We start from the raw sequence: 16767 nt of genomic DNA, 5'->3' as shown, positions 1-16767 counted from the left end.
ATGGCCCCAACGTCGTGCTTTACCGGGCAGGTCCACAGACTGCCCGACGCGCCGGAAGCTTACGGGGCCATGATCACTCGCGCCAAAGCAGCTCCCGGCCAAAGTCGCTACACCGACCGCGTTGGGACCCGACCCCCACCCTCCGAGAGGGTAAGCGGCTTTGGTCTGCTTTGTTGCCAAATCTCCACCCCCCAGGGTCCTGAACGTGCAGGTCACTGCTGTTTGCGGCAATTGATCTGATCACGCAAGCAGCGCCAAGGTAGGACCGTAAGGCGAACGCAACGAGGGTGCGGCGTTGGCGAGTTGGGAAGCCACGCGCTCATGCCGACTACACTCTCGGCCAATTTGCGCAACACAAACAGCCGTTGGGCACGGACCCGGCCAAGGATCTCTCGTGCCCCATGGCGTCAAAACGGAAGGAACTCACGTGGAACCAGGTGAGCCCGCTGTACCGCGTCCAGCATTGCTGAGCAATGCCCCAGACGGTACTGGACCGTACAGCGAAGTCTTGCTCGCGAGCAAGGCTTGCCCGGCGCGCAAGACGCGTACGGAGTCCACAACCCAAGTCGTCCAATTGATCACAGCAACGGTAAGCCTGGTGACGGTGCTTGCTCCGTGGATCATCAAGCTGCTGTAGCGTGCCCGAAGCAACAGCCGCTGACGGGGAACAGCAGGGAACGCCGGGAACCGACTCGGGTAAGCGCATGTCAACGTTCCGCCAGGTCAGGTGACATGCGCATACGCGATCTTCCAAACGGGGTCCGTGGTGACCGCCACGGACCCGACGCGGCAGCGACTCAAGCGACACGTCTCCGGGGCCATGAACCCCGCGCGAGCGAGAACCCGCGGGGCGAGTCGTCAGAAGTTCCACCCACCTGCTGAGCACCCGGCACACTTCAGGCATGACTGCCGAGCAGGCGACTGTGGTCGCCGCCTTTATAGGTGTCGTGGGTGGCCTTGCCGGCGTCTACATCGGGCGTTGGCAGGTTCGGGCCGAGGCGGTAGTGGAGCACGAGCAATGGCTCCGAGGGCAACGACGGGAGGCGTATACAGCGCTTCTCGCTGCCTGGGACGCGAGCGTCTTGAAGCTCATCGATCTGCCCCCGGACGGAGAATATTGGGCTCACCTGGAGGCCACATACCAGGGAGATCCAGTCGAGGCGATGGAAGAGAGCATCTGGAATGAGTCCCTCCAGATCAAGGAGGACCTCAAACAGCACCTTGAGCGGGTACAGCTGCTGGGCCCCGACACCGTTGATGCCGCGTGTGCCACCCTCGCCGACACTGCGGAGGCGGTAGTCCAAAGGGTTCGTCGGGTCCATTTCCCTTTGAACGAGGCAGCCATTGAGGAGCTGCACGAGCTGCGAGACCGCGCCGATGAAGCACGCACAGAGTTCTTCAGCGCCGCTCGCCAAGTCATACACACACCTCCGAGCCCAAGGCGGCGAGGGTGGGCCATCCGGCTTCTGGCCTGCGTCCGGCAACGGACCTAGCGCAACTGGCGCACTGTGCGGCCGGGGCCGTCTGCAGGCCGTCCGAGGGCAGTCAACGACGACAGACGACGACAGTTGCCGACCGCTCTCCCTCTGCTCAGAGACGGCGCGCTGGGTACCGTCGCAGGCGCCAATCCCCGAAGGCAAGTTGAGGAACATCAGAAGCTCCCCTCGATGCGATCCCGCCGATCCGCGGCCGTGTCGGCCGTCCCCGCCGCAAGCCGGACTCGCTGTTCGCCGACCGCGGCTACGACCACGACGTCTACCGCGACCAGGTCCGCACCCGCGGCATCGTGCCGGCCATCGCCCGCCGTGGCACCCGCCACGGCACCGGACTGGGCACCTACCGGTGGGTGGTCGAGCGGACCTTCGCCTGGCTCCACGGCTTCCGCCGTTTACGCATCCGCTGGGAACGTAGAGCCGACATCCACGAAGCATTCCTCAAACTCGCCTGCTGCCTCATCACTCACCGACAGATCCGCTTCCTCTGTTAGCTGTTGTCAGTAGGCTGCAGGCATGACTGAGCTGGCGGCCGGCAGGCCCGGGTTGCGCAAGCCGCGCGAGCTGCGTGATGTCCACGAGTTCCTGGACCAGGTGCGGCTCCGCCCGGGAATGTGGGTTCGCCGCGGCTCTCTTCAGCATCTGGACTCCATGCTTGTCGGTTACGCAGTGGCCTGCGAGATCCACGACAGCGATGAGAGTTTCGACCTCTGGAACGGTGGCCCCTTCTCCCAGTGGCTGTGGAAGCGGATGAACATGGCGTACCCCAGCAACCTGGGCTGGGCTGTCGAAATCGAACGGGCAGCCGAGTCGGCGGGTACGCCACCGATGGAGATGTTCTTCTTCCTCTTGGATGAGTTCCGCGCTGAGCGAGGTAGACCGCAGAGCACACAGGATAGATAGCAATCCCTCCCGACACACTGCGACCCTCACTCCCCGCCGAACGCACACCTCGCTCCACGGTTGCTCCTACCAGGAGCCATCCACCTCATTCTGTTAGCCGCTGTAAGGCAACTCCCCTTCTACTGTTCCGATCTGTCTCCCGCAACGGGCAGCCCAAAGGGCACGTCGAGTTTTGCGGACTCGGTGTAATCGAGCGCACCGAACGGCTGGTGCAGTGGGGAGGACATGAGCACACAACGTTCGTCAACTACGTCTACGACATCGCTTTGCTCGATCTCACAGCCGAGGACGAAGAGGTCGCCTGGGAGTGGATCGAGGCCCGCAGGGACGGGAGCATCACAGACAGCGAGGCTCTTCAGCTTGCGCCGAAGCGTGGCGCGAGTGGGTTAAGCACGGCATCTCAGCTCTCCCTCGGCTCCGGCGCCGTGTGGCCCGTGCCAAGGTCAGCAAGGGTCGCGACCAACGGCCGAAGCCAGGCAGCAGGGAGCATGCCGACCTTGAGCTGATCTACAAGCACTTCGACGGCCGCAAGCACGACTTCGAAGGCCTGGCCTCCGCGGTGGCGGCCCGCGTCTTTCGAGGTTCAGGCCACAGCTACGTCGAAGGCTGGTTGACACGGCGTTCCGGAGACGGCGGCGCCGACTTCGTGGGCCGTATCGACCTAGGGAGCGGCCTGGCCGGCACGAGCCTCGTGGTGCTGGGCCAAGCCAAGTGCGTGAAGCTGGACACGCTCGTCACCGCGGAGCAGATCGCTTCCGCCGCTTCGGTGAAAACCTCTTCGCTGAGCACCAGTGGCGCGGCTCCGCTCGCAGTCATCCCCTTGGCAACCGCGATGCGCCGGTAGCGGTGCGCGAGGTCCTTCACGGCGTAGGCGTACTCGGTGTACGCGTTGAGCCGACGCTCATCCCACCGGACAGACTGCTCGCGACGCCATCGGGCCCTTTCCACGATCATGGTTGTCGTCATCGACACGACTGCACCCAGCGCCACGCCGAGCAAAGTATCGCCAGTTGACCAGTCAGACTCATGAGTGCTTCATAGCCCACCGGCCGACCCGGCAACCGGAGACGAACAGGAAGCCTCCAGAGGTCAGTTGTGATACTGGCCGATACAAATCGCAGGGGTGGCAGATCGTGCTGGACCCTATGCGTAACACCGGAGAAGCAGCCGACACGCTCACACTGGTCCCCGCTGTCTGCTTGGCATCATCACCAGTGCCGCTGCCGCCACTGGTCATCCCAGGAAGGCGCGGTGGGCCAGGAGGACACCGCCTGATCAGGGTTTTCTCGCCCTGCCTCAAGGGCACCCGCCCAGTGAGCGCGGAGGTACCGAGATGAGTACCGGAGAGAAAGCCAAGGCAAAGGCCGAGCAGGTGGCAGGAAAAGCTGTGCGAAAGGTGGCCCACGCCGTGCACAAGGAAACCCTCGCAGCAAAGGGTGCCGCCCTCGAAGCGCGGGGCAGGATGCGGGGCACGAAAGAGAGGGCCAAGGACTCGTTCAAGCGCTGACAGTGTCGTGGCCGCCCTGCCAGGGAGCGCAACAGAGGCGGTTCGCGTCCTCGTGCGGTGGGCGCCCGGCACACCTCCGACACAGCCTGTGCCGCTGGGCCCCCGCTGACACGGACACGCGCTGTAGGCGGGATCTTGGGGCGTCGGCACGGGTGAACCCCGGAAACGGGCGAGGCCTCTGGCATGGGGCGGCCCGTACTGCTACAACCAGCGCGGCAGCCGGTGAGTCTCAGCTCGTGACGGGGTGGGGAGGCGCACATGGACGAGCGCACGTCCGTGCCGAGCGATGGCCGGGATCAGTATGGCTCTCCCGTCCGGTGGAGGGCGCTCGCGGTCGTCGTGGCCGTCGTGGTGTGGATGGCGTTCGGCCCGCTGGGGCCCTTGTGGCTCTATGTTCTCGGCTGGGCGGTGGCACTGGCCGCGACGGACGGTGTCTCCAGGCTGGTACGCCGCCAGGGCTGGGCCGTTCCTTCGCCGGGCCATCTCGTGGCCGGGCTGCTGCGGCTCGGGCCGGAATCGTGGCTGGTGGCCCCCCGCTGGGGCAGAGTCCGGCTGGCCGCCGGGGGTTTCCTGGTGTTCGCCACCATCGCCGGAGTCATGGGGTGGGAAGCCGGTCAGGAGTACCAGGTGCTGGCGAACCTCCGGGACCAGGGCCACCGGACCGACGCGACCGTCGTCGAGATCACCGGCCGGTCGGAGGAAGGCCGGGCGACCTCCGTGACCGTGCGCTTCGACACACCGGCCGGTCCCGTGAGTGCGGATGTCGACGTCACGCCCGGCTCAGGAAGCGATGCGAGGCCGGGAGCGCGCATACCCGTCGCGTACAACCCGGTGCGCCCTACTGAGGTCCGCCACGTTGCTTACCTCGACGGACGCGACGCCGACGGAATTCGGCAAGGGGCGATCGTGATCGGGGTGCTCGCGGCGGGCTTTCTGGTGGGCGCTGCCAGGGAGGTGCTCCGTACCAAGGGGCAAGCGGAATCGGGTAGGACGCCGGGCAGCCACCACCCCAGGACCTGAACGATCCGACGCAACCCGTTGGCCACGTCGGCAGCGCCGAGTTGCATGGCCGAGTTCACGCGATACCGGCCAGAGGAGCACTGGGTTGCCAGGAGACGGGCAGGACCACATCGACGCCGTCGCGGCGGGCCAGGGGCAGCAGCCGGCTCATCGTGGTGCCGAGGTCGTCCAGCAGGTAGGGCATCGGGCGCAGTGGCCCGTCCAGGCCGAGGAAGAAGTCGTCCCAGTGCACCAGGATGACGCGCCTGGCCCCGGTCGCGACGACTACCTCGTCCCAGTAGGTGTGGAGGAACTCGGCGGGCTGTCTGCCCAGCATGCCCACGCCCAGGTAGATGACGTCGGCATGGTGACCGCGCAGTGCGCCCGGCCGGTAGTTGGCGCTGGCTTGCAGCAGCACGCGGCCGTGGGGGTGGGTGATGAGCACGGAATAGGCGGTGCCGGTCTTCCAGGCACCGGCGCGGGCCGGCGGGACCAAGGGCTCGTCGACGGTGCCTGGGTAGTGATCTCCCGGGCTGTGCACGGAGTCCAGAAAGGTCAGCGTGAAGCTGCCGTAGGTGGCGGTGTCCCCGTGGCCGACCACCCGCAGGGACGACTCGGGGACCTCCAGGCCGCGCCCGATGTTGGCGGTGGACTCCGACCCGACCAGTTCGGCACCGGTCTCCAGAGCCCACACCGGTGCGTCGAGGGCGTGGTCGTAGTGGGAGTGCGCGCACACCACGGCGGCGAGGGTGTCCACGCGCAGCCGCTCGATGGCGGCACGGACCAGCGCACGGTCCGGGGCGATCTTGCCCATTCCCACTCGCAGCATCCCCGGGCGGGTGAGGAAACCGTCGCTGAGCAACGAAGTCTGTCCGTCCGACAGCAGCACTGAACTGGTGCCGAGGAAGTGAGCGATCAGCCCCTCCTGGTGCGTTGCGGCGCGCTGCTGGTACGGCAGGTAGGGCCGCAGACTCGGGCGGCCGATCGGCACCTTCATACGGGCATCCTCGAGGCATGGAGGCAGGGGGGCCAGCTCAAGACCTCGTGTGGTCTCTCACAACGGTCCATTCCGCGAAGCCCTGTCGTCGGCACGCGCCGGCGAGCCGCCACGAGGCGCGGACTCACCACAGGCACGACATGGCCCCATCGGTGTTCCAGAACCTGGACCACGTTTTTCACACGCTTTCGATGGCTTCTGTGACGCCGACGAGCCCGACCGGTACCTCGGCGTCAGTCCGAGAACTGAGGAAGAGGTCGCTCTGATGCGTGAGTGTCGCCGGGCGCCTCGCTCAGGTCATGGTCGCGAACGACCTGAGGGAACTCGCCGCACTGCACGAGTCCAACCTGATTCCCGGCACTCGGCATCAGCCGCAGCGTTGAGTGCATGGCCGATGTGTCTTACGGGTGAATCCAGTCGTGCGTTGATTGGCAGCCGGCGTTGCAGCGGGAAGGTCATTCTGCACGGCACGCCGGACACGTCACGGGCAGGGAGCGCTCCTATGCCGAAGTTCCTCATCCAGGCCACCTACACGCCCGAGGGGGCGAAGGGCTTGCTCAGGGAAGGTGCGAGTGGCCGCCGCGCCGCCGTCGACCACGTCGTCGCCGGCCTCGGCGGGACCGTCGAGGCCATGTACTTCTCCTTCGGAGAGGACGACCTGGTGTGCATTCTCGACTTCCCCGACCCGGTCTCCATGGCCGCCGTCAGTCTCAGCGTCAAAGCCAGCGGCGCGATCCGCACCCGGGCCACTCCCCTCCTCACCCTCGACGAGATCGACGAGGCTGCCCGCCGCCAGGTCGACTTCCGACCTCCCGGTGCGTAGGCCGAGATCGAACCCGGCAGGCCGGCCCACCTCGGCGTGCCTCCAGGCCCCGCGCTTGCGGCAGCGTGATCAAATGGGGCATGGCATCGTCCTGGACGGGTGATCGGGTACGCCTGCGCGCTGTCGAGCCCGACGACTGGACGGCGTTCATGCGCTTGGCCGACGGCGACGGGCGGCGCGGGAGCCGGCTGGAGCTTCCGAGGTCCGCCGAGAGCTACCGTGCCTGGGCCAAGGAGCAAGCCGTTGCCGAGTGCGACGACGACCGCTTCCGGTTGGCGGTGGAAGCGACGGTCTCGGGAGAGCTGGTCGGCACAGTCGGCTCACATCGCACCGGCCGTCGTTCGGGCTGGTTCGAGTTCGATGTCACGATCGGCGCCGACCACCGGCGCAAGGGCTACGCGGCAGAAGCCGTCATGCTGTTGATGCGCTTCATGTTTGCCGAGCGGCGCTATCACAAGTGCCTGGCTGCGGTCTTCGCCCACAACGAGGCGTCGCTGGCACTCATGCGTCGGCTCGGCTTCACCGAGGAGGGGCGCTTGCGGGAACACGTCTTCTTCGCCGGGCGGCACCACGACCTCGTCATGATGGGCATGCTCGCCGAGGAGTTCGGCCAGCGGCACACGATGAGCCAATGATGAGCTGGTCGTCCGAGGGTGTGCGGAACAGCACGCGCGCTTGATCAACTTTCGCTCGTCGCCCAGGACTGACCTCGGCTGCGCGAAGTGGCACGCAGGCGCAGGCCGACAGTTGCGAGACCTTCGTAGGTGGCGACCTGGTGGCTGGGTTCCGGTCCGGGCGGCTCGCTCAACCGGTAGCAGCGGGCGGTCTGCGCGGTCAGGAGCGTCAGCATCGCCATGGCCAGGGCGGTTCCCTCGCAGCCGTGCGGTCCGGTGCCGAAGGAGAGGAAGGCCCCGGGTCCGGCCGACGAGCCCTCGTCATCGAGCCAGCGCTCGGGCTGGAACCGGTCCGGGTCCGGGTGTTCCCGTGCGTCGCGGTGGGCGGTGTAGGGGCAGACGAGAACGGTGGACCCGGCATCGATGGTGTAGCCGGCGAGCTGGGTCTCTCGCGCTGTGCGGCGGGTCAGCAGCCAGCTCGGGGGACGCAGTCGGAGCACCTCGCGTACCAGTGCCTGGGTGTATTGCAGGCTGTCGAGGTGGGTGCTGGTCGTCGCGGCGGGGTCTGCGGGCAGCAGCGCGGCTTCGGCCGCGACCCGGCTCGCTGCCTGGGGGTACCGGGCCAGGTGGAGCAGGATCCATCCGGCCGCGCGGGAAGGTGTCTCGAAGGTGGCGACGGTGATTCCGGGGAGGGTGTCGAGGACGGCCTCTTCCGGCAGCAGGCCGTAGCGGGGGGAGGGCCGCAGCATCTGTCCCAGCGTGTCGTCACCGAGTCGGCCCGATGAACGGCGCCGGCGGACGATGGGCCGCAACGCGTCGGTGAAGGCGACCTGTTGGCGGGTACGGAACCGCCGTGCCGGTGTGGGGACCCAGCGCGGCCATTCCCAGCGCGAGGGGCGGGCGAGCACCTCGCGGGCCAGGAAGAGCTGGAAGGCATGGGGCAGCAGGGTGGGGGCGTCTTCGGAGTAGAGGTAGCGCACGCCGATCTCTGCCAGGGCGTGCCGGACCGGGGGCAGAACTTCGACGTCCTGGTCCGTGGGCCACTGGTCGACGAATCGAGCGGTCCCGGGCGCGATCTCACCGATCCGGGCCGCGACCGCCTGGGCGCGCAGTCCGCGCATGCGGGCGGCGTGAGCGTGTGCACGCTCCTCGGGTGTCGGTGCTCCGCCCGACCGCTTCGGCGGCGGGAAGAGCGGCGAGGGCGCCTTGGGGAAGTCGTTCGCCCGGCGCAGGACCGCTTCACACGGCTCCGCCGTGGCTGCTACGTAGACACCTGGCTCCAGCTGCCAGACGTCCCCGCACTCGTCGGCGCCACGTCGCGCCACTCCCAGCCGGTCGCGGTTCCAGGCGGCGAAGCCGCCTTCGGGCAGCCGCGGCGGCTCATTCGTCCGGCCCATGAGATCGTCCCTGACTCTCGCGCCTGTCCGGGCCGACGTCGTCGGCAGCGTGGACGGGAGCCGGCGTGCGCCCGTGGGCGCGCGCCGGCAGTGCGGTCAGTCCTAGTCGCCGGCGTAGGCATCCCACTCGTGGGCCCCGTACGCGCCGTAGTGACGGGTGAAGGACAGCTTGCCAAGCAGCTTGGCGATCATGGTGTACTCCTCTCGCCTGTCTTCAGCGTCACATGCCGCACGGCCCATACTGCCACATATGTCACATATGTGATATGGGGCACTTTTGCGGCGGCTGCCGCACTCCCCGGACGTCCGGCGCTGACGGCCACCGACAGCTGAATCGCAGCTCGCAGCCTTGATCAAACCGCTTCGATCATGGTCCGAGGGGTCCGGCATCCAGATCTGCCATCAGCGGCGGATCATGCGCCTGGCCGGGGAGCACGCAGGTGTTGACGCCGGGCCAGCTCCTCGTCGTCGACCAGGGTGAGCATGGGCCGACCCGGCGCACACATCATGGTGACGAGGAAGTGGCTCCAGGAGTCGGTCCGGTTGTTCCCGTCCTGGTAGTGGATGACATCGCCGCCCGGCTCCCAGAACGTCTCTCCGGCCTTGATCACCCGCTCGGGCTCGCCTTCCAGCTCGAAGAGCATCTCCCCTTCCAGCATGTAGCCGAAAGCGGGCCCCGAGTGCCGGTGCGCAGGGGTGCCGGGGTCGCCGGGAGGAAACTCGACGAGGACCGTCATCGCCTCTGCCCCCGCAGGAATGGACGGCGGTTTCGCCGACTGCAGCACGGTGAGCGCCGTCTTCCATGCTTCCGAGCGCGGCCAGCTCTCACCGCTGCCTGCCGCCGGATCATTGTTCGACATGGCGAGGCCTCCGGTGGGTGGGCCGGGCGGTTCAGGAAAGCCAGTCCCTGTAGTGGGTGGGGGCGATGCGCGTGTCGCCCTTGGCGATGAGGGCGTCGCCCGGGACGGCGGAGAACATGCCGGCGGTGTCGTCGGTGACGACTGTGCGGCTGTCGGAGCGGGCGTTCAGCGTGATCCTGCCCAGTTCGTCGAGGGGGAAGACCTCGGGCCCGGCGACGTTCAGGGTGCCGTTCAAAGGGCTGCCGGCGGCGACGTCGGCGACGGCGTCGGCAACGTCCTGGGCGGCGATCGGCTGGATCGGGGTGGTGGGCAGGTGCACGGTGTCGCCCTCGGTGGTCCAGGACAGGACGGCGTCCATGAACTCCATGAACTGGGTGACGCGGACGATCGAGTAGGGGATCGTCCCGGCTTTGAGAATGCCTTCCTGGAGGGCCTTGGCCCGGTAGTAGACGAGGTCGGGCACCTGGTCGGTGCCGACGATCGAGAGGATGACGACGTGCCCGACCCCTCCCTTCTGGCCGGCGGCCAGGAGATTGTCCATGGAGGTCTGGAAGAAGGCCGGGGAGGCGTCGTCGAAGGTCGGGGAATTCGTCACGTTGACGACGACGTCGACGCCGGCCACCGCCTCCTCCAGGCCCTGGCCGCTGATCACGTCGACACCTGTGGACATGGAGTGCGGCACGGCCTCGTGCCCGGCCTCGTTCAGCTTCTTCACGACCTTCGCCCCGATCAGGCCGGTACCGCCGATGACTGCGAACTTCATTGGTCACCTTTCGTTCCGCGCCGGCAGGTCATACGCCCAGACTGCGACGGTGCGGTGCGCAGCGCACGCGGGCAGGGTGCGGTGCGTGGCGCAAGCGGGCTGCGGCTCCTTGTCACTCCGAGGGGGAGCCGGTGCAATGCGCGGCGACCGACTCCCCCGCGCCCGAGCGAACCCGTTTGCGAAGCTCGAAAGCGCGGCTCGCGCGTATGACAACGGACAGTGCCTTGGCGTACAACATGCTGGCGTCACCTGCTGTCGCCGCGTCAGCGGTACAGCGTGCCCTCAACTCCTGGGAGAACGTGTGCTCCTGAGCGATGCGGATGGCCTCTTCGCCGCCTTGGCCGCCCTGAAACTGCCGCGTGGCGAGTACGTGGTGTGCGGGTCTGCCGCCCTGTACGTCCGGGGTCTGCGTGCGCGCATGGGTGACCTGGACGTTCTCGCCCGAGGCGAGGCCTGGGAGCGGGCCCTCAGGCTGGGTGCTCCGGAGTCGACGGTCTCGGGATACGGCCTGAGGGTTGTCCACCCCACGGCTTCGATCGAAATCATGGACCGCTGGACCCCGGGCTGGTCGACCGACCGGCTGATCGACGACGCCGATGTCATCGACGGCGTCCCCTTCATGCGGCTCGGAGACGTTCTGCGGTGGAAGATCGCGGCTGCCAGGCCGAAGGATCACGCCGATGTCGCGGCGATCCGGCATCTCTACCGCATCTGGACGGGCGCGGCGGCGCCGCTCTCGCCTCCTGTCCCGGCTGCGCAGGGGCTTGGACGGCCCGCCGCCGTGGAGGAGACGCCGGCAAAAGGAGAGGACGTTCGCCGTATCCCAGGTGTGCGGCTGTCCGATTGAGGCCGCCGCGAGCCGTGCGCCGTATGGGAGCCTGCTCGGGAGTGGCAGCGAAGTGCGCTTCGCCCGGGCCGCTTCCCGGGGCTTCTGAACCGTCGCAGCCGCCGCTGTCGCCGCGTCACCACGGTGCCGGGACGGGCCGCATGGGGCCCGTGATGCAATGGGGCCCGACGGAGCAGATCTCGGTGTGGGGTGGGGCGTGTTGAGTAACGGTGGGCCCGATACGGGGAGTTTCGAGCCGTTGGAGGACGGCGATCCGCGGACCGTGGGCGGCTACCGGCTGGTGGCCCGGCTCGGGGCCGGCGGCATGGGGCGGGTCTATCTCTCGCACACGCCGGGTGGACGGGCCGTCGCGGTCAAGGTGATCCGGCCCGAGCTGGCCGAGAACGCCGAGTTCCGCAAGCGGTTCCAGGCCGAGGTGGCCGCGGCCGGCCGGGTCCACGGGATCTACACCGCTCCGGTCATGGACAGCGACACCGAGGGGGCCGTGCCGTGGTGTGCGACCGCCTATGTGCCGGGGCCTTCCCTCTCCGAGGCCGTTCGCGAGCACGGGCCGCTGCCCGTGGACACCGTGCTGCGGCTGATCGCCGGTGTCGCGGAGGCGCTTCAGGCCGTGCACCGCGAAGGCATCGTGCACCGGGACCTCAAGCCGTCGAACGTGCTGCTCGCCTCCGACGGCCCACGCGTCATCGACTTCGGTGTGGCGCGCGCGGCTGACGCCACGTCACTGACCCAGAGCGGTACGGCCCTGGGCACGGTCGCCTACATGGCACCGGAGCAGGTGCTCGGCGCGGAGGCCGCCCCCGCCGCCGATGTGTTCGCGCTCGGGCAGACCGCCGTGTTCGCGGCGACGGGCGGCGCCGCGTTCGGCGACGGCGATCCGCACGCGGTGCTGTACCGGGTGGTGCACGCGGAGCCCGATCTCAGCCGGGTGCCGGCCGAGATTCAGGATCTGGTGGCCCGGTGTCTGCGCAAGCCCGCCGCCGAGCGGCCCACCGTCGAGGAGGTCATCCGCTCCGTCCAGGAGATCCAGGCGTACCGCGGTGACGAGGCGCGGTTCGCGTCCGGGGCGTGGCTGCCGGGCGAGTTGGCCGCGGGGATCGAGGCGCGGGCCGCGGACGCCGATCAGGCCCGGGGGCGGGTGGTGGACACGGGCGGTACGACGGCTCGGGCCACTCCCCACGCGGGCGCTTTCGGGGCGTTCGGGGAAGCCGGCGGTCCCGGTGCCGCCCATGCTCCCGGCGGTCCCCATGTTCCCGGCGGTCCCGGTGCTCCGTATGCGCCGGGCGCTCCTGGCGCTTTCCCCTCCGCCGGTCCCGCCGGACCTGCCGGTCCCGGTGCCTTCGGGCCGCCGGCCGCCTACGCCCCCACCCCGCCGTCCCACACCGCGCTGCCCGGGCCCTTCGTCATGGCGCCGGGGGGCGTGCCGGGTGCGTACGCTCCGGTCGGTGGGCCGCAGTCGCAGGTGCCGGCCGACGCGCAGACCGCGCCGGTGGCCGCCGGCGGCAAGGAGCACAAGGGACGCAAGGGGCGAGTGTGGCTGCTGTCCGCGGCCGCCGTCGCACTCGTCGCCTGTGGGGCCGCCGTCACCTTGCTGTTCGTTCCGGGGGACGGCCACAAGGGCGGTACGCAGGCTCGGGAAGTGGCAGCGTCGCACTCGGCCACGACCACCGAGCCGTCGCCGTCGTCGTCCGGCTCCCCCTCCGCCAAGGCCTCGAAGAAGGCGAAGGCCACCAAGTCCGCAGTGCCGCCCAGCCCTTCGGGGCCCCCGACGCCCACGCGAACCGTGTCCTCGGCACCGCCGAGCACCGCGGCGAGCAAGCCCGCGGCTCCGAAGGCGCCCGTCCCGGTGACGTACGCCGGGATCCGGATGACCAAGAGCCATGACCTGTACCTGGCGGACAACCCGGTGCGGGCCAAGGCCGACACCGGTACGTCCGACGAGGATCTGACCTACGCGGTCTACTCCTCGGGCGCGCTCCTCGCTCCCGGCACCACTTCCGGCAGCTCTCTGGCGCTGCTGCCCGTGGGCCGGCAGGGGAGCCTGGACGTGTGCAGGGCGGCGACCGGTTACAAGAGCTACATCTGGATCAAGGACCTGACCGTCGGCCGGCAGATGTGCGTGATCAGCGGGACGGGGCACGTCGGGCTGGTGACGTTCCGGGGTTCGTCCGGGACGACGTACGCCGATCTGGACGTGAAGGTGTGGCGCAACGCGGCCTAGGACGTACCGTCGGCCGGGTGCAGCGGTTCACGGGGATCGGGTGCAGCGGCGAAGCCGGTCCCTTCCGGACCGCGGCTACCGTGCGCCGGGGCCCTGCAGTGACTCCTCGTCGTCGTTCGCGGCGTACGGGTGGACGAATCCCTCGGCGTCGTAGGGGGTGAACCAGTCGCCCGCTCCGCTGGGGTCGATGTCCAGGTCGTCCTCGGTGAGGTCCCCTTCGAAGCTGTCGGCGAAGGTCTCCAGAGCCGCGCTGACCTCGTCGGTGAGGAGGTCGTAGAGGTCGGCCGTCACCTCGGCCCGGGTGAGGAGGAATCTCAGCAGCAGTTCTTCCGCGATGCAGGTCGGACGGGCGGGGTGCGGCTGGGTGAGACGGGCGGTCATGGTCACCGCCGTGACGGTGAGGCGGCGGGCGAACAGGACGGTGTACTCGTCGGCGAACTGCGGGGGCAGGTCGTCCAGGAGCATGAAGGTGGCGTCGCTCTCGGCCACGGTCGGACCGTCCTCCTCCAGGCTCGCGAGGTCGGTGAAGAGTTCGTCCACCAGGAGGTCGATGGCGAACACGAGGGCGCCGGCCGCGACCTCCGCGGCCTCCCGGCCGACGGTCCGCTCCCCGGGATCGTCGGAGTAGCCGAAACGGTCGAGGGGGCAGGCCGCGAGCAGGGGCGCCAGGGCGCGGAGTCTGGAGCGCATGGCCTCGACCTCGGCCGGGTCGATACGGCCCTGGGCCGGGGCGGGCTCGGTGGCCCGGTGGCGTCGGGCTCGTTCGGCCGGGTCGGACGGCGGGGCGTCGGGGCCGTCGGCCGCGTCGAGGCTCTCCTGGAGGAGTTCGGAGTTCAGCTCGACCGCGCACCGGGTGATCTGCCAGTCGGCGAGCGGTTCGGTGCGTTCCAGGAGTTCTGCCACGACCTCGCGGGCGGCGTCCTCCGCGAACTCCAGCGCCGGTGCGTCGACGAAGAGCTTCAGCAGGACGCCTCCGGGATGGGCGGCGATGACGTCGTCCATCAGCTCTATCTCCATGCCGTCGGGCCCTTCGATCGCCTCGAGCGAGTCGAACCCCTTCCTCAGCAGGAAGATGACGCCCTCGCGCTGGAGCGCGTCGAGTTCCGGAGCACCCTTGGGAGGGGCCATGGCCACGGTCACCATGTATGTCACCCCCTCATCGTGCCCGAGTCGTCCCACCTGGGGGGAGGGAATCGGGGGGTCGTCTTCGGCCGTCGGCCGTGCCGCTGTCCCGGCCGGTGACCTTCGGGGCGGCCGGGTCAGGCCGAGCGCTTGCGGGACGCCGCCTTCTTGGCCGGGGTCTTCTTCGCGGTCGTCCTGGCGCTGGACGCCGTCTTCGCGGTCTTCGCCGTGGACTTGGACGTCGTCTTCGCCGCGTTCGTCTTCGCGGCGGTGGTCTTCGCGGCGGTGGTCTTCGCGGCGGTCGTCCTGGACGTCGACTTCCTGGCCGGCGTCGTCTTCTTCGCGGCCGTCTTCTTCGCCGCCGTGGCCGTCGACTTCTTGCCGCCCGTCTCCTTCGGGGTGGCACGGCCGCGCGCGAGGGACCTGACCTCGGCCTCCGCTGCCGGTGCCTCGCCCCGGGACTCCCGGGCCGCGCGCACGCTCTTCTCCAGGGCCGCCATCAGGTCGAGCACCTTTCCGCCGGCGGCGGGCTCGGGGGCCTCGGGAGGACTTTCGCCGGCCGCCTTCGCCGCGATGACCTCCTCCAGCGCCTCGCGGTACTCGTCGTGCAGGTCCTCGAGATCGACCTCGCCGAGCGTGTCCATCAGGGCGTCCGCGAGGTCCAGCTCCTTGTCGCGGACGGTGACGTCCGCGTCCGGGGCGACGCCTTCGGGGGCGCGTACCTCGTCCGGCCAGAGGAGGCCGTGCATGGCGATGGCGTCCCCGACCACGCGCAGCATGCCCAGGCGTTCGCGGCCGCGCAGCGCGTACTTGGCGATGGCGACCTTGTTGCTGCGTTTGAGCGCCTCGCGCAGGAGGGTGTACGGCTTGGCGGCGGGGGCTCCGCCGGCGGCGAGGTAGTAGGCCGCGTCCATCTGGAGCGGGTCGATCCGGTCGGCCGGCACGAAGGCGACGATCTCGATGGTGCGGGCGGTCGGGATCGGGAGGTGGGAGAGGTCCTCGTCGCTGATCGGGATGATCGATCCGTCCGCGTCCTCGTATCCCTTGCCGATCTCGGCCTGGCTGACCTCGCGGTCCTCCAGTTCGCACACCTTGCGGTAGCGGATACGGCCGTTGTCCTCGGTGTGGATCTGGCGGAAGGAGATCGAGTGGCTCTCGGTGGCGTTCACCAGCTTGATAGGGATGCTGACGAGACCGAAGGAGATGGCGCCGTTCCAAATGGATCGCACGTGCAGCACCGTTCCTTCCGGATTCTGGTGTTGTGTGACCTTATGCCTGGAATGGTCATCCTATGACGCCTATCACGGACGTGGAGGGGAGACGGGTCGCGCTCAGCAACCTGGAGAAGGTGCTGTATCCGGAGACCGGCTTCACCAAGGGGGAGCTGGTGCACTACTACGCGACCGGCGCCGAGGTGCTGCTGCCGCATCTGCGCGACCGCGCGGTGTCCTTCCTGCGCTATCCGGACGGGCCGGACGGGCAGGTGTTCTTCACCAAGAACGTGCCGCCGGGTACGCCCGGGTGGGTCACGACCGCCGAGGTGCCGCGGTCGGAGGGGCCGGCCCGGATGGTGGTCGTACAGGACCTGGCGAGTCTGGTGTGGGCGGCGAACCTGGTCACCGAGTTCCACACGCACCAGTGGCTGGTCCAGTCACCGGACGAGGCCGACCGGCTGGTGTTCGACCTGGATCCCGGGGCGCCCGCGACGATCGTGCACTGCTGCGAGGTCGCGCTGTGGCTGCGGGAGCGGCTGGCGGCGGACGGCATCGAGGCGTACGCCAAGACGGCGGGGTCGAAGGGGCTGCATGTGCTGGCGGGGGTGCGCGGGGGCTCTTCCGAGCGGGCGAGCGAGTACGCGAAGGCGCTGGCGGTGGAGGCGGAGGGGGCCATGCCGCGGCTGGTGGTGCACCGGATGACGCGGAGTCTGCGGCCGGGAAAGGTGTTCGTGGACTGGAGTCAGAACGCGGGGCGCAAGACCACGGCGGCGCCCTACACGCTGCGGGCGCGGCGGGTTCCGCTGGTGTCGGCGCCGGTGACGTGGGAGGAGGTCGCGGGGTGCCGGGTGGCGGGGCAGCTGGAGTTCGTGGCTGGGGACATGGCGCCGCGCCTGCAGGACCATGGGGATCTGCTGGCGCCGCTGCTGGACTCCGGGCGGGCGGTGGCGCTGCCCTGAGGAGCGGTGCCGGACGGGCCGTGTCCTCGAACGCAGGACGGGCCGACC

Annotated in this window: 16 protein-coding genes and 1 pseudogene; 10 read left to right on the top strand and 7 right to left on the bottom strand. The window is 69.1% G+C overall.

The genetic code is table 11. From position 1 onward, the window contains the following. Positions 1-896: 896 nt before the first annotated feature. A complete protein-coding gene (locus tag AC07DS_RS19015) occupies positions 897-1415 on the bottom strand; it encodes a hypothetical protein (RefSeq protein WP_479146697.1) in 519 nt (172 codons plus the stop codon). A gap of 248 nt (positions 1416-1663) precedes the next feature. Here AC07DS_RS19015 and AC07DS_RS19010 point away from each other — a divergent pair. The 5 genes and pseudogenes from AC07DS_RS19010 to AC07DS_RS18990 form a co-directional block, all read left to right on the top strand. Continuing rightward, positions 1664-1987, top strand: a pseudogene (locus AC07DS_RS19010) (transposase); the annotation flags it as partial. A gap of 22 nt (positions 1988-2009) precedes the next feature. Further along, a complete protein-coding gene (locus tag AC07DS_RS19005; RefSeq protein ID WP_479146695.1) occupies positions 2010-2396 on the top strand; it encodes a hypothetical protein in 387 nt (128 codons plus the stop codon). Between the two features lie 427 nt (positions 2397-2823). Beyond that, on the top strand, positions 2824-3240 hold the full coding sequence (locus tag AC07DS_RS19000; protein ID WP_479146694.1) for a PDDEXK family nuclease: 417 nt from the start codon (positions 2824-2826) through the stop codon (positions 3238-3240). Positions 3241-3729: 489 nt separating this feature from the next. Further along, positions 3730-3903, top strand: coding sequence for a hypothetical protein (locus tag AC07DS_RS18995; RefSeq protein ID WP_479146692.1), 174 nt, complete (start codon positions 3730-3732; stop codon positions 3901-3903). 258 nt (positions 3904-4161) lie between these two features. Next, on the top strand, positions 4162-4923 hold the full coding sequence (locus tag AC07DS_RS18990; protein WP_479146691.1) for a DUF3592 domain-containing protein: 762 nt from the start codon (positions 4162-4164) through the stop codon (positions 4921-4923). Between the two features lie 55 nt (positions 4924-4978). Here the strand turns inward: AC07DS_RS18990 and AC07DS_RS18985 are convergent, their stop codons facing one another. Further along, on the bottom strand, positions 4979-5899 hold the full coding sequence (locus AC07DS_RS18985) for an MBL fold metallo-hydrolase (protein ID WP_479146690.1): 921 nt from the start codon (positions 5897-5899) through the stop codon (positions 4979-4981). Positions 5900-6401: 502 nt separating this feature from the next. Here AC07DS_RS18985 and AC07DS_RS18980 point away from each other — a divergent pair. Continuing rightward, positions 6402-6722 carry a GYD domain-containing protein gene (locus AC07DS_RS18980; RefSeq protein WP_479146688.1) on the top strand — a complete coding sequence of 107 codons (321 nt, stop codon included), beginning with the start codon at positions 6402-6404 and terminating at the stop codon, positions 6720-6722. 80 nt (positions 6723-6802) lie between these two features. After that, a complete protein-coding gene (locus tag AC07DS_RS18975) occupies positions 6803-7357 on the top strand; it encodes a GNAT family N-acetyltransferase (protein WP_479146686.1) in 555 nt (184 codons plus the stop codon). 44 nt (positions 7358-7401) lie between these two features. Here AC07DS_RS18975 and AC07DS_RS18970 read toward each other — a convergent pair whose 3' ends face one another. From AC07DS_RS18970 to AC07DS_RS18960, 3 genes are all read right to left on the bottom strand, one after another. After that, a complete protein-coding gene (locus AC07DS_RS18970; protein ID WP_479146684.1) occupies positions 7402-8733 on the bottom strand; it encodes a cytochrome P450 in 1332 nt (443 codons plus the stop codon). A gap of 413 nt (positions 8734-9146) precedes the next feature. Then, a complete protein-coding gene (locus AC07DS_RS18965; RefSeq protein WP_479146682.1) occupies positions 9147-9593 on the bottom strand; it encodes a cupin domain-containing protein in 447 nt (148 codons plus the stop codon). Positions 9594-9624: 31 nt separating this feature from the next. After that, a complete protein-coding gene (locus AC07DS_RS18960) occupies positions 9625-10356 on the bottom strand; it encodes an SDR family oxidoreductase (protein WP_479146681.1) in 732 nt (243 codons plus the stop codon). A gap of 301 nt (positions 10357-10657) precedes the next feature. Between AC07DS_RS18960 and AC07DS_RS18955 the strand changes: the two genes are divergently transcribed. Next, complete coding sequence (locus tag AC07DS_RS18955) at positions 10658-11203, top strand: hypothetical protein (protein WP_479146679.1); 546 nt, start codon at positions 10658-10660, stop codon at positions 11201-11203. Between the two features lie 238 nt (positions 11204-11441). After that, on the top strand, positions 11442-13424 hold the full coding sequence (locus AC07DS_RS18950; RefSeq protein WP_479146678.1) for a serine/threonine-protein kinase: 1983 nt from the start codon (positions 11442-11444) through the stop codon (positions 13422-13424). Positions 13425-13499: 75 nt separating this feature from the next. Here AC07DS_RS18950 and AC07DS_RS18945 read toward each other — a convergent pair whose 3' ends face one another. Both AC07DS_RS18945 and ku read right to left on the bottom strand, forming a co-directional pair. Beyond that, positions 13500-14567 carry a hypothetical protein gene (locus AC07DS_RS18945; protein WP_479146721.1) on the bottom strand — a complete coding sequence of 356 codons (1068 nt, stop codon included), beginning with the start codon at positions 14565-14567 and terminating at the stop codon, positions 13500-13502. A 116-nt stretch (positions 14568-14683) separates the two neighbouring features. Then, a complete protein-coding gene (gene ku, locus AC07DS_RS18940) occupies positions 14684-15775 on the bottom strand; it encodes a non-homologous end joining protein Ku (RefSeq protein ID WP_479146677.1) in 1092 nt (363 codons plus the stop codon). 62 nt (positions 15776-15837) lie between these two features. Here ku and ligD point away from each other — a divergent pair, with 62 nt between their 5' ends. Beyond that, entirely contained in the window at positions 15838-16719 is an 882-nt protein-coding gene (ligD, locus tag AC07DS_RS18935) for a non-homologous end-joining DNA ligase (protein ID WP_479146676.1), read from the top strand. Positions 16720-16767 lie beyond the last annotated feature (48 nt).

Source organism: Streptomyces sp. NPDC044064 (genome assembly GCF_056434245.1).
Note: the sequence above shows the minus strand (reverse complement) of the source record. Positions and strands in the feature narration are given on the sequence as shown.

Bases quoted from the DNA above. Each gene is read 5' to 3' on its own strand.
- AC07DS_RS19005 (WP_479146695.1), top strand. From the start codon at position 2,010: ATGACTGAGCTGGCGGCCGGCAGGCCCGGGTTGCGCAAGCCGCGCGAG.
- AC07DS_RS18995 (WP_479146692.1), top strand. From the start codon at position 3,730: ATGAGTACCGGAGAGAAAGCCAAGGCAAAGGCCGAGCAGGTGGCAGGA.
- AC07DS_RS18990 (WP_479146691.1), top strand. From the start codon at position 4,162: ATGGACGAGCGCACGTCCGTGCCGAGCGATGGCCGGGATCAGTATGGC.
- AC07DS_RS18985 (WP_479146690.1), bottom strand. From the start codon at position 5,899: ATGAAGGTGCCGATCGGCCGCCCGAGTCTGCGGCCCTACCTGCCGTAC.
- AC07DS_RS18980 (WP_479146688.1), top strand. From the start codon at position 6,402: ATGCCGAAGTTCCTCATCCAGGCCACCTACACGCCCGAGGGGGCGAAG.
- AC07DS_RS18975 (WP_479146686.1), top strand. From the start codon at position 6,803: ATGGCATCGTCCTGGACGGGTGATCGGGTACGCCTGCGCGCTGTCGAG.
- AC07DS_RS18970 (WP_479146684.1), bottom strand. From the start codon at position 8,733: ATGGGCCGGACGAATGAGCCGCCGCGGCTGCCCGAAGGCGGCTTCGCC.
- AC07DS_RS18965 (WP_479146682.1), bottom strand. From the start codon at position 9,593: ATGTCGAACAATGATCCGGCGGCAGGCAGCGGTGAGAGCTGGCCGCGC.
- AC07DS_RS18960 (WP_479146681.1), bottom strand. From the start codon at position 10,356: ATGAAGTTCGCAGTCATCGGCGGTACCGGCCTGATCGGGGCGAAGGTC.
- AC07DS_RS18945 (WP_479146721.1), bottom strand. From the start codon at position 14,567: ATGGTGACCGTGGCCATGGCCCCTCCCAAGGGTGCTCCGGAACTCGAC.
- ligD (WP_479146676.1), top strand. From the start codon at position 15,838: ATGACGCCTATCACGGACGTGGAGGGGAGACGGGTCGCGCTCAGCAAC.